At 50.2% G+C, this 10,967-nt stretch carries 5 protein-coding genes, 17 tRNA genes, 1 rRNA gene and 2 pseudogenes (1 of these 25 cut by a window edge); 2 read left to right on the forward strand and 23 right to left on the reverse strand.

What is annotated here, in order from left to right:
• Positions 1-10: 10 nt before the first annotated feature.
• On the forward strand, positions 11-949 hold the full coding sequence (locus ABC395_RS21085; protein WP_413005828.1) for a hypothetical protein: 939 nt from the start codon (positions 11-13) through the stop codon (positions 947-949).
• Positions 950-1,082: 133 nt separating this feature from the next.
• On the opposite strand, the gene ABC395_RS21090 is transcribed toward ABC395_RS21085, so the two are convergent.
• The 5 genes and pseudogenes from ABC395_RS21090 to ABC395_RS21110 all read right to left on the reverse strand — a co-directional run bounded on the left by ABC395_RS21090 (position 1,083) and on the right by ABC395_RS21110 (position 5,767).
• Positions 1,083-2,282: a GNAT family N-acetyltransferase gene (locus ABC395_RS21090; RefSeq protein WP_413005829.1), complete on the reverse strand. Its 1,200-nt coding sequence runs from the start codon at positions 2,280-2,282 to the stop codon at positions 1,083-1,085.
• Between the two features lie 47 nt (positions 2,283-2,329).
• Positions 2,330-3,340 (reverse strand): GTP 3',8-cyclase MoaA, encoded by a 1,011-nt coding sequence (gene moaA / locus ABC395_RS21095; RefSeq protein WP_413005830.1) that lies wholly within the window; start codon positions 3,338-3,340, stop codon positions 2,330-2,332.
• Positions 3,337-4,024 (reverse strand): annotated as a pseudogene (locus ABC395_RS21100) (MOSC domain-containing protein). The gene moaA and the pseudogene ABC395_RS21100 overlap by 4 nt, the downstream one beginning before the upstream one ends.
• Positions 4,025-4,139: 115 nt before the next feature.
• Positions 4,140-4,511: a hypothetical protein gene (locus tag ABC395_RS21105; RefSeq protein WP_016423567.1), complete on the reverse strand. Its 372-nt coding sequence runs from the start codon at positions 4,509-4,511 to the stop codon at positions 4,140-4,142.
• A gap of 304 nt (positions 4,512-4,815) precedes the next feature.
• A pseudogene (locus tag ABC395_RS21110) lies at positions 4,816-5,767 on the reverse strand (fumarylacetoacetate hydrolase family protein).
• 1,139 nt (positions 5,768-6,906) lie between these two features.
• On the opposite strand from ABC395_RS21110, the gene ABC395_RS21115 reads away from it, so the two are divergent.
• The gene (locus tag ABC395_RS21115) at positions 6,907-7,695 is read left to right on the forward strand and encodes an alpha/beta fold hydrolase (protein WP_413005831.1); all 789 of its coding nucleotides are present in this window, start codon (positions 6,907-6,909) and stop codon (positions 7,693-7,695) included.
• Between the two features lie 212 nt (positions 7,696-7,907).
• Here ABC395_RS21115 and ABC395_RS21120 read toward each other — a convergent pair.
• The 18 genes from ABC395_RS21120 to ABC395_RS21205 all read right to left on the reverse strand — a co-directional run.
• Positions 7,908-7,990, reverse strand: a tRNA-Leu gene (locus tag ABC395_RS21120).
• Between the two features lie 7 nt (positions 7,991-7,997).
• Positions 7,998-8,074 (reverse strand) — tRNA-Arg (locus ABC395_RS21125).
• An 18-nt stretch (positions 8,075-8,092) separates the two neighbouring features.
• Positions 8,093-8,181, reverse strand: a tRNA-Leu gene (locus tag ABC395_RS21130).
• Positions 8,182-8,190: 9 nt separating this feature from the next.
• Positions 8,191-8,264, reverse strand: a tRNA-Cys gene (locus ABC395_RS21135).
• 9 nt (positions 8,265-8,273) lie between these two features.
• A tRNA-Gly gene (locus tag ABC395_RS21140) sits at positions 8,274-8,348 on the reverse strand.
• Positions 8,349-8,356: 8 nt separating this feature from the next.
• Positions 8,357-8,428: transfer RNA gene (locus ABC395_RS21145), tRNA-Gln, on the reverse strand.
• 28 nt (positions 8,429-8,456) lie between these two features.
• Positions 8,457-8,532: transfer RNA gene (locus ABC395_RS21150), tRNA-His, on the reverse strand.
• A 16-nt stretch (positions 8,533-8,548) separates the two neighbouring features.
• Positions 8,549-8,622, reverse strand: a tRNA-Trp gene (locus ABC395_RS21155).
• A 5-nt stretch (positions 8,623-8,627) separates the two neighbouring features.
• Positions 8,628-8,713 (reverse strand) — tRNA-Tyr (locus tag ABC395_RS21160).
• Positions 8,714-8,718: 5 nt separating this feature from the next.
• Positions 8,719-8,794 (reverse strand) — tRNA-Thr (locus ABC395_RS21165).
• Between the two features lie 15 nt (positions 8,795-8,809).
• Positions 8,810-8,885: transfer RNA gene (locus ABC395_RS21170), tRNA-Phe, on the reverse strand.
• Between the two features lie 41 nt (positions 8,886-8,926).
• Positions 8,927-9,003, reverse strand: a tRNA-Asp gene (locus ABC395_RS21175).
• Positions 9,004-9,008: 5 nt separating this feature from the next.
• A tRNA-Met gene (locus ABC395_RS21180) sits at positions 9,009-9,082 on the reverse strand.
• An 18-nt stretch (positions 9,083-9,100) separates the two neighbouring features.
• Positions 9,101-9,176, reverse strand: a tRNA-Val gene (locus tag ABC395_RS21185).
• Positions 9,177-9,229: 53 nt separating this feature from the next.
• Positions 9,230-9,304, reverse strand: a tRNA-Glu gene (locus tag ABC395_RS21190).
• Positions 9,305-9,313: 9 nt separating this feature from the next.
• A tRNA-Ser gene (locus tag ABC395_RS21195) sits at positions 9,314-9,403 on the reverse strand.
• Between the two features lie 3 nt (positions 9,404-9,406).
• A tRNA-Asn gene (locus ABC395_RS21200) sits at positions 9,407-9,482 on the reverse strand.
• A 163-nt stretch (positions 9,483-9,645) separates the two neighbouring features.
• A 23S ribosomal RNA gene (locus ABC395_RS21205) occupies positions 9,646-10,967 on the reverse strand; it runs 1,594 nt beyond the window's last position.

The raw sequence follows: 10,967 nt of genomic DNA on the forward strand, positions 1-10,967 counted from the left end.
CGGGGTACGCATGGAGGAGAACTGGAAATACCGGTATGACGAAGTTTTGAATAAAGAAAGCCTGCTTGGAACGGTTAATAAACAGCTGGAAAAAGCTCAAGCCCGGCTGAAGCAGGCCCGGGAGCAGCGGATGGCGGCAGAGAAAGCTTTGCTGAATGAGACGCGGGATGTCGAGCGTTTGGAGAAAGCATCGCTTGTCAATTTGTTTTATACCGTTCTGGGAAGAAAAGAAGAGAAGCTGGAAAAAGAAGAAGCCGAAGCGATTCAGGCACGTATCCGTGCCGAGGAAACAAGGCTGGCGGAAGAAGAGTTAACGCGGACGACTTCGGAACTCGAACAACGCCGTTCTTCCCTGCTCGGCTGGGAGGAAGAAGCCGCCGCTCTGCTTCAGGAAAAAGAACAATGGCTGCGTGGAAGAAGCGAAGTTTTCCGTGGTCAATTGAATGCCCTCTACGACGCCAAAAGGCAGGCTCTCTCCGAGGTCAAAGAGCTGGATGAAGCGCTCCGGGCGGGACACGAGCTCGCCGAATCTCTCGAAGAAGCGGAAAGTCTGCTGAAATCGGCTAAAAGCTGGGGAACCTACGATATGTTCGGCGGAGGCGTGATCGCCACTCATCTCAAACGCAGCAAAGCCAATGAAGCTATGGAACAGATCGAATACGCCCAAGGACTGATGGGCCGCTTCAAGCGAGAGCTGGAGGATGTCGGGGGCACTGCGGAGATGAACCTCGATTATAACGGGTTTCTGGGGTTTGCCGACTATTTTATGGACGGTTTTATTTTCGACTGGATCGTCCAGGGACGGATCTCCGATCTTAAGGATGCGGTATCCGATAATATCGAACGCCTCCGTCAGCTGCTGAACGCGCTTCAGCAGCGCTATGAAGCCCGCCTAACGGACAAAGCCGAACTAACCCGGGACATCCATCTGCTCATTGAGCGTTCTTAAGCCAAGCGCCGCTGACCGACAATCCCCCGCCAACTCGCGGATTGTCGAATTGGCTCTTGCCGGGGGGACGCCCTGCGCCAAAAAGCCGCACAGCCCGTTATTGCTGGGCTGTGCGGCTTTTTCTTGTGCCGGACTAGAAAAAGTCCGGCAAGTAACAGGTGCGGCGCGGCAGAGCCGCCGCAAGCAGCTCTACGGATCGTTCGTCGCCTTCCAGACGTCCGATCCGGTAGAGCTCGCCGGCGCTCTTGGCGCCGAGCAGCAAGACGGACAGCGTGCGGATATCGCACGCCAATCCGTCCGCTGCGGCTCCGCTGCCGCCGGCCGGTTCATCTGCGGTCTTCACGACGGCCGCAGAGCCTTCCGGCGCGTTAAGCCTAAGCTCGAACGTGCCGTGGTTCCACGGTGCCTGCCCGTCCGTTACGTGCAGGCGCAGAGACGTCTCCCGCGGCAGTCCCGTATGCCGCAGCCGCAGCTGGCCCAGGAGGCCCTCCACATCGACGATCCGCGCCGAAAAATACGGGACGAGCTCTTGTTTAATCCTCGGATCGTTCAGCTCAAAGGCCAGATCCTCGTCCGGGGGCGCCTGCATGGTCAGCTTGTCGAACATGGAATCATGATCGCCGATAAACTTCCACAGCCCGCGCTTTGCGTCCTGATCGAGATAAACCAGCTGATGAACTTTGCACTCATGGTTTTCGATCCAATAATGCACGTACCCTCTGGGCTCCCCTGCCTCATTCAGATACACCGCCACGTGTCCTTTCTTTTTGAGAAGACGGTTTTCCCACCACTCTTCGGTACGCGTAATGGGTCCGTTAAATCTTGCCGCATACGCATCGTAGATCGGATTAAGCGCGGCCGCGCTGGGGGCTGTCCGTATGACCCGCCCACTCGCATTGCCAAGCTTCGGAAGCTGAGAGGTTTGAAGCTCGATTTTTTTATAGGTCATGCTCAGCTCCCAGCCGTACTTGCGGTAAAACCCAAATGAAAACGGATGAAGATACGAAAGGATCTGCCCGTTCTCTCTCATCACTTCCAGCGCTTTCGACAGCAGTTGTCCCACCATTCCCTGCCGGCGGTTTTCCGGCCAGCTCGCAACGCCGGCGATCCCGCCCATTTTCAGCTTCCGGCCGTTTATCCACGTTGTAAGATCCAAAAGGGTTAATTTCGAGGCCAGTTTCCCATCGATAAAATATCCCCAGATTTCCTCGGGGTTCATAGTAGCGAGTCTTTCGACAAGCTCTTCCTCCGGAAGTTCGTATTGAAAAGCATACATCGACAAATCGAGGCTGTCCCGGAGTTCTTCCCGGCGCAGTTTTCTGATTTCACTCATGGAATTACCTCCTTCTAGGCATAAAAAAACGCGGGCGCATCTCCGGCTTAACCGCCGATTTGAGACATACGTCTCACGGTCGGGAGGTGGGACGGCTCGTCCCCTTCGAGCGCTTTCGCCATTTCATGGCTTTCCGGCTTTATATCCAGTGCTTTATAAAATAACTCCCTGATCGCACGGTCATCCCCGATGAGCGGCCTCACGTTAAACTCGTGGGACCAATATAAACATGGCTTGATATTGCCGTCCGCCGTCAGCCGCAGCCGGTTACAGGAAGCGCAGAAATGGTCGCTCACCGGATGGATAAGGCCGAAAGAGCCTTTGCCTCCCGCGATCCGGTAATTTTGAGAAGGACCGTTCCCTTTTACGGACTGTATCTCCTCCACTTTCCACCCGCGTTCGGAACACCTGTCCAGCACGGACGAAAGAGGAACATACCGGAGCTTCCAGGCATCATCCTGATGACCGATAGGCATATATTCGATAAAACGCACCTGAATGTCCTTGTCGAGCGTCATTTGCAGGAAGTCGTCAATTTCATCGTCGTTCAGTCCCTGCATGAGCACGACATTCAGCTTTACGGGATAAAGTCCGACCCGCTGGGCAGCCTCGATCCCCGCCAGCACACGGCCGACGTCTCCGCCCCTTGTAATAAGCCTGAAACGGTCCGGACGAAGAGAATCGAGACTGATATTAATCCGTGTAAGTCCGGCTTCTCTCAAGCGCTCCGCCTGCTGGGCGAAAAAAACGGCATTTGTCGTCAAAGCGATATCTTCGATACCCGGTATAGCGGACAACTGACCGACCAGTATGTGCAAATCTTTCCGGACAAGCGGCTCGCCGCCCGTAATCCTCAGTTTGCGTACGCCTAGCTCCGATAATACACGGACAACTTCGGTAATCTCGTCATACCTCAGCAGACGCTCATCCGGTTCGAAGGTCATCCCTTCCTCCGGCATGCAGTAGACGCAGCGCAAGTTGCAGCGGTCGGTAACCGAAATACGCAAATAATCGTGAATACGGTTAAATTTATCTATAAGCAGACCGGAGGATGTCATTTCTCCACCCCGCCGCTTTGCACAGGCTCCGGTAACTCTCCCGCTTCCGTAAGCTTTTTCTCAAAAGAACCTCTCCAGCTTTCGGCAAGCGCTTCGTTCGCCAATATCGTCCGGATGCCGGAAATATTGTCCTTCTCGTGATATTTGCATGTATTTACAAACTCAACCGTTAAGCCTTGAGTATGTCTCGTCACTAGTCTGAAAACGGGATTCTCGGGAATGATACCTTCTTTCAACACGCGGAAGTAGAAACCGGTGTACCCGGTATCCTGCAGCTTTACGGGCAGTTTTACATCCGAATGGCGTACGCTGAGTTTAAAGCAGGGACGTCTCGGCTGTGAAACCTGTACAACCGCTTCTCCAAGCTGATAAATATCTCCGATACATACCGTTTTTTCATTAAGACCGCTTATCGTGATGTTTTCTCCGAATGCTCCGAAAGAAAGAGGTTGTCCGAGACTCCTTCTGCCAGTAGTCATAATAGTCCGCACTATATACGCAAAGCGCCTTATCGGGCCCTCCGTGAACTTTCAGATCCGCCTGGCCGTCTCCCTCCAGCTGTGTCTTCGACAAATACAAAGGCTGATGTACAGGCTCTTTGTATATACCCGTTTCAACTTCTTTTCCCTGATAGACGATTCGCTTGGGCTTGCCTACGTTTATGGATACGATTTGAGGTGTCACAGGAACACTCCTTCCCCTCTTTTTTATCCACTATACCAAAAAAGAACGGGCGAAGTCTCCCGGCCATAAAAAAATCTCCCGCAAAACCTCGAAAGGTCCCGCAAGAGATGTTTATTTAACCGCCCAGCTTGATTTTACGGTACGTATCTATAAAGGACAAAACGTCCACTCTTTTTCCCTTTTTCTTGGCCACGCTGGCCATCGACAACAGTGTTGTCCAAAATTCATTCAACACTTGCGCTTCCTCGGTCAATTCCTGCTTGTTTCTGCGTGGAAGTTCTCCGCGTGCTTCGTCAGAGATCAGCATTTGAACCTGCTTCCGCTTCCACTCGTCTCCCTTTACATACGTGACGCCGATCTCACGCAGCTTCTTCCGTACGGAGGTAACCGGGCGGGCAAGTTCCTTGGCAATTACCGATGGAGGGCATTCTTTGGAAAGCATACAGAGTCTTTCCATCTCCTGTGTCGACCAAGATTTTTTCGCCATACACATCATCCCCGTTCATTTGTCGTATTCGTTGTGACCAACGTTCCGGTAACTAAAGGATAGCAATAAATTGTTAAAGAAGTTTTAGGAAAATGTAATGCTGCCCCCTAAAAAGGAAAAAGCCGTCCGAAGTAAGTAAAAATGTGGCATAAATCTTTATTTTATAAGCTTTTTTTAGATATAAAAAAAGAAGCTTTTCAAATGTATGAAAAGCTCCTTTTATAACTTTAAAGAATTAGCCGGATTGCACCGTTTAATTTCATTAAATTTTCTTAACAAATTCTCCATGATTCATGAAAAGTGTTTAGACACCCAGAGTACGGCCTACCGGTTTGCCCTCTTCGACTTTCGTTTCCGCCACTACTTTATTGGACAAGGTGCCGATTTTCTCAATTTCGACACTGAGTCTGATCCCCATCCTTAAGATAGACTCGCTGCTCCCGCGGGTAACCGATGGTTACTCCTTCAGGCGTACCGGTAAGAATGATATCTCCGGGCAATAGCGTCATATGACGGGAAATGTAACTGACAAGCTCCTCTACCTTGAAAATCATATCCGCTGTCGTCGAGTTCTGACGCTGTTCTCCATTGACCAGAGAACGGATTTTTAAATCGTTCGGGTCCCCGACCTCATCTCCCGTGACGAGATAGGGTCCTAACGGAAGAAAGCCATCGCAAGATTTGCCCAGCAGCCATTGATTGGTTCTTCTCTGTAAATCTCTCGCGGACAGATCGTTTCCGCAGGTGTAGCCGAAGATGTATTGTGCAGCCTCTTCCTTCGGCACATCTTTCGCCTTTTGTCCCATTACGATAACGAGTTCAGCTTCATAATCCAGCTCAGAAGTTACGTTAGGCAGAGGTACATCGCATTTATGCCCGGTAAGAGCGTTATTGAATTTGTTAAACAGCACGGGATGCTCGGGAATCGGAGATTTTGTTTCCTCGGCATGCTTCTGATAGTTTAAACCTACACAAATGATCTTACCCGGCTCTGTGACACAAGGTGCGAACACCAGCGGAGACTCCTCCAGGAGATAGGGTTCGTTTACGGAGGTTTCCGGAAGATCATCGATAAGCTTTTGCAGAGACTGAATAGCCTCCGGCCCTCCCTTGATCACTTCATCCATGTGGGTAGGCACACTGCCTTCCTCGTAGTCCTTCATATTTTTTAACGCTTCGGCTACGTCCAAGACACCTTGTTCGAGCCTGATGCCCAGTCTCGGTCCATGTTCACCTAGAAAAGTAAGCAATTTCATGGGTAATCCTCCTCCTATAAGCACGCGTGTATATAATCGATTCTGTCTAAAGCAATATTCGCTATCCTTCTTATTACCCCTTCCCAAATTTCCACAAACAGGACCCAAACCATAAAGGAAGCGGATCACAGCCTATGTCCAGACCTTTACCTCTTTCCTTTCATCCTTTACCTGTCTGCCACTCCTAAATAGACATTAAATGTCCACTCACTAACAAGACTTCTTATGAGATGTGCGTATCCTAATGTGACTTTGAGAAAATATATGATAAATATCTTGTCGAGGAGTTTCATTCCATCCGTATACGGGTAATATTTTTAGATAGCCAATTTTGCATTATTCGCGTGCTTTTCTTAAATTATACGTTAATATGCCAAAAATTTCCGGGGAAATAATTTGGGGATATGACAATGACCGGTTATATTGCTGCCTCCTGATACTGGATGACTAATTTCCGAAGAGACATGTTAACCGTTTGTTGCACTAAACACCTACAAAAAAGATACCAGTTACGATTACAAGACTCCGATGAGTCTTTTTTTAAACACGTTAAATCAAGTATCTCGTTATTGACCTGTCCGGTTTCCTAACCTGCACGCTTTCAAATGTGCAAGAAACTTGCCCACTAATCTTTCGTTCATTGCACAGCTAATATTAAGTTCGGCAAGCACTCTTAACATGTTCCGTACCCGGGATGAGGAGTAAAGAGATCATTAAAGAGCAAGCTAACATTAAGACGACTTTTGCCTCTTTGGGGCACTACCTCTGACAAAACAATCCCAGACTTCCGTGGTCGAAGTAATACTTGTTCCTTGCTCTTAAAACTCAACTGTCGGAGCGGTAACGCGTGCCCTATATGCACTCAAGTTAAACCTTTACCTTCTTGCTTCAGTCGTAAGACTTTGCAATACCTCGGAAGAGAAAGAGCCGACAAAATTTTTCAGCTTCCAACAAGTTCATATTCACTTGCTGCCATAGGCATATAAATAAGGCACACGTATGATCTTGTGTGAAAACCAAACTTTTTTGTATTTAAGGAGTATGAACATTTAGACAGCCGCCTAACCCTACCGACTTTCGTTTATCCGCATTCAGGTCATACATATAAAATAACTCGATAATCTAAGGAGAGATACGTTATGTTCACAACAATTCATGGCTTAAAAACTTATTATGAAGAGCGGGGAAGCGGCCCGGCGGTCCTGCTTCTTCACGGTTTTCCTCTGGACCACCGGATGTGGCACGAACAGATTGCAGCGCTGGAATCGAATTATCGGGTCATTGCTCCGGATCTGAGAGGATTTGGACAATCAGAGCCTCACAAGGACCTAATTACGCTGGAACACATGGCAGACGAATTGCTGCTTCTTCTCGATCAACTTCAAGTGGAAAAGGCTGTTCTTGCCGGTTTCTCGATGGGCGGCTATGTAGCGTTTAATCTCCTGCGAAAAGCACCACAGCGTTTCAATGGACTCATTCTCGCTAATACACGCCCTGATGCCGACCCACTGGAGGGACAAATCAACCGGATGAAAATGGCGGCTTCACTCTTGGAACAGGGTTCCCAGGCGGCCTCAACAGCTATGATTCCCAAGCTTTTATCCGATGGAGAAAATTCGGAATTAGCCGGTGAACTCCAGGATCAAATCAAGGGGATGAATCCGCTGGGACTTGTCCATGCCTCTCTAGCCATGGCGTTTAGAAAAGACTCTACAGAGCTTCTGTCGACCATACAAGTGCCGACTCTTGTTATCGGTGGCGAGAAGGATTCGATCACCACACCGATCGTTATGAAGAAGATGGTCGATTCAATTCCTAATGCGGTCTATACCGAAATTAAAGACTCTGCCCATCTAACAGTCCAGGAACATCCCGATCAAGTAAACAAAGCCATTACGGCCTTCCTAAGCCAATTGCATTCTTCATAAGCTGCTGCCGAACGTTCTATATGAAGGAAGCCGACTATAACCTTCTTAAAACATCTGTGTTCTTAAAAAAGAAAAGACAGGGAGCCTACTGTACTTAACAGTACACAAGCTCTCTGTCTTTTAATTAAAATGTTAGCTTTTCCCCATAAGATCCGATCCGCCGGAAAAGGAAAAAGCCTGACTCCAGTAAATCTGGAACCAGGCTTTTATGATGCCGGTGAAGGGACTTGAACCCCCACTCCCTTGCGAGAAACGGATTTTGAGTCCGTCGCGTCTGCCATTCCGCCACACCGGCTTGTGTATGGCGTGCCCTAAGAGATTCGAACTCCTGACCTTTTGATTCGTAGTCAAACGCTCTATCCAGCTGAGCTAAGGGCACACATTTGTTTAGCACTTTTGGTGCCGAAGACCAGACTTGAACTGGTACGGTAGTCACCTACCGCAGGATTTTAAGTCCTGTGCGTCTGCCGATTCCGCCACTCCGGCAAAGAATGGTGGAGGCGCCACCCAGACTCGAACTGGGGGTAAAGCTTTTGCAGAGCTCTGCCTTACCACTTGGCTATGGCGCCTTGTTATAATGGAGCGGAAGACGGGAATCGAACCCGCGACCCTCGCCTTGGCAAGGCGATGCTCTACCGCTGAGCCACTTCCGCATATCATACTGGGGGTATAGGATTTGAACCTATGCATGACGGAGTCAAAGTCCGTTGCCTTACCGCTTGGCTAACCCCCAACACTTGCAATTGTCAGTGAGTAATAAGTGGGGCGGACGAGGGGAATTGAACCCCCGAATGTCGGATCCACAAACCGATGCGTTAACCACTTCGCCACGACCGCCATACAAGTATAAAATTGGCAGGGGCAGCAGGAATTGAACCCACACTAACGGTTTTGGAGACCGCTGTTCTACCTTTAAACTATGCCCCTAAAACTGGTGGAGGCTGATGGATTCGAACCACCGAACTCGTAAGAGAACAGATTTACAGTCTGCTGCGTTTGGCCACTTCGCTAAGCCTCCAGGGATGGTGCCGTCGAGAGGACTTGAACCCCCAACCTACTGATTACAAGTCAGTTGCTCTACCAATTGAGCTACAACGGCATATGAAATTATCAATGGTGGCTCGGGACGGAATCGAACCGCCGACACGAGGATTTTCAGTCCTCTGCTCTACCGACTGAGCTACCGAGCCTTATTATGTTCTTAAAATCCATTTGTATACAGAGATAAAAATGGCGGAGCTGACGGGATTCGAACCCGCGGTCTCCTGCGTGACAGGCAGGCATGTTAGGCCTCTACACCACAGCTCCAAGTATTGCGGGGGCAGGATTTGAACCTGCGGCCTTCGGGTTATGAGCCCGACGAGCTACCGGGCTGCTCCACCCCGCGTCAGTAACAAAGCTTGTATGGTGGACGCTGACGGGATCGAACCGCCGACCCTCTGCTTGTAAGGCAGATGCTCTCCCAGCTGAGCTAAGCGTCCATAGATTTACATTATAATCATAATTATCAATCTTGTCAAAGATTAAATTATGATGGTGACCCGTAGGGGATTCGAACCCCTGTTACCTCCGTGAAAGGGAGGTGTCTTAACCCCTTGACCAACGGGCCATATGTAAATGGCGGAGAGAGAGGGATTCGAACCCTCGAGACGATTTCTCGCCTACACGATTTCCAATCGTGCTCCTTCGACCACTCGGACACCTCTCCATATGGCTCCCCGAACAGGACTCGAACCTGTGACAACTCGATTAACAGTCGAGTGCTCTACCAACTGAGCTATCAGGGAATAAACTATCAGGGTTGCTCCCTGAAAACTAGCAGCGAAACGTGCAGTCGATCCATCCAAAGATCTTGTGGTGCATACGCTAGGTATGCTTCTGATGCGGCTTTTACTGTCGTAAGTGCCTAAGCATATGCTTTCGAAGTAACCTGTACTCCGCACATGTTTGGTGGTCAAGCCCTCGACCGATTAGTATTGGTCAGCTCCACACATTGCTGTGCTTCCACCTCCAACCTATCTACCTCGTCGTCTTCAAGGGGTCTTACATACTGGGAAATCTCATCTTGAGGGGGGCTTCACGCTTAGATGCTTTCAGCGCTTATCCCTTCCGTACATAGCTACCCAGCGATGCCTCTGGCGAGACAACTGGTACACCAGCGGTACGTCCATCCCGGTCCTCTCGTACTAAGGACAGCTCCTCTCAAATTTCCTGCGCCCGCGACAGATAGGGACCGAACTGTCTCACGACGTTCTGAACCCAGCTCGCGTACCGCTTTAATGGGCGAACAGCCCAACCCTTGGGACCTACTTCAGCCCCAGGATGCGATGAGCCGACATCGAGGTGCCAAACCTCCCCGTCGATGTGGACTCTTGGGGGAGATAAGCCTGTTATCCCCAGGGTAGCTTTTATCCGTTGAGCGATGGCCCTTCCATGCGGTACCACCGGATCACTAAGCCCGACTTTCGTCCCTGCTCGACCTGTATGTCTCGCAGTCAAGCTCCCTTATGCCTTTGCACTCTTCGAATGATTTCCAACCATTCTGAGGGAACCTTGGGGCGCCTCCGTTACTCTTTAGGAGGCGACCGCCCCAGTCAAACTGCCCACCTGACACGGTCCCTCTACCGGATTACGGTAGTAGGTTAGAACTCCGATACGATCAGGGTGGTATCCCAACGGCGCCTTCACCCAAGCTGGCGCTCAGGCTTCAAAGGCTCCCACCTATCCTGTACAGATCGTACCAAAGTCCAATATCAAGCTGCAGTAAAGCTCCATGGGGTCTTTCCGTCTTGTCGCGGGTAACCTGCATCTTCACAGGTATTAAAATTTCACCGGATCTCTCGTTGAGACAGCGCCCAAGTCGTTACGCCATTCGTGCGGGTCAGAATTTACCTGACAAGGAATTTCGCTACCTTAGGACCGTTATAGTTACGGCCGCCGTTTACTGGGGCTTCGGTTCACAGCTTCGGGTTACCCCTAACCGCTCCCCTTAACCTTCCAGCACCGGGCAGGCGTCAGCCCATATACTTCGCCTTGCGGCTTCGCATAGACCTGTGTTTTTGCTAAACAGTCGCTTGGGCCTTTTCACTGCGGCCCCCTCGTGCTATTCACACTACCGGGGCACCCCTTCTCCCGAAGTTACGGGGTCATTTTGCCGAGTTCCTTAACGAGAGTTCTTCCGCGCGCCTTAGAATTCTCTTCTCGCCCACCTGTGTCGGTTTGCGGTACGGGCACCTTCGCCTGGCTAGAAGCTTTTCTCGGCAGTGTGAGAT

Origin of the sequence: Paenibacillus canaveralius (assembly GCF_047238265.1) — a bacterium.
Classification (GTDB): domain Bacteria; phylum Bacillota; class Bacilli; order Paenibacillales; family NBRC-103111; genus Paenibacillus_F.

Bases quoted from the DNA above. Each gene is read 5' to 3' on its own strand.
- ABC395_RS21085 (WP_413005828.1), top strand. From the start codon at position 11: ATGGAGGAGAACTGGAAATACCGGTATGACGAAGTTTTGAATAAAGAA.
- moaA (WP_413005830.1), bottom strand. From the start codon at position 3,340: ATGACATCCTCCGGTCTGCTTATAGATAAATTTAACCGTATTCACGAT.
- ABC395_RS21105 (WP_016423567.1), bottom strand. From the start codon at position 4,511: ATGGCGAAAAAATCTTGGTCGACACAGGAGATGGAAAGACTCTGTATG.
- ABC395_RS21115 (WP_413005831.1), top strand. From the start codon at position 6,907: ATGTTCACAACAATTCATGGCTTAAAAACTTATTATGAAGAGCGGGGA.
- ABC395_RS21090 (WP_413005829.1), bottom strand. From the start codon at position 2,282: ATGAGTGAAATCAGAAAACTGCGCCGGGAAGAACTCCGGGACAGCCTC.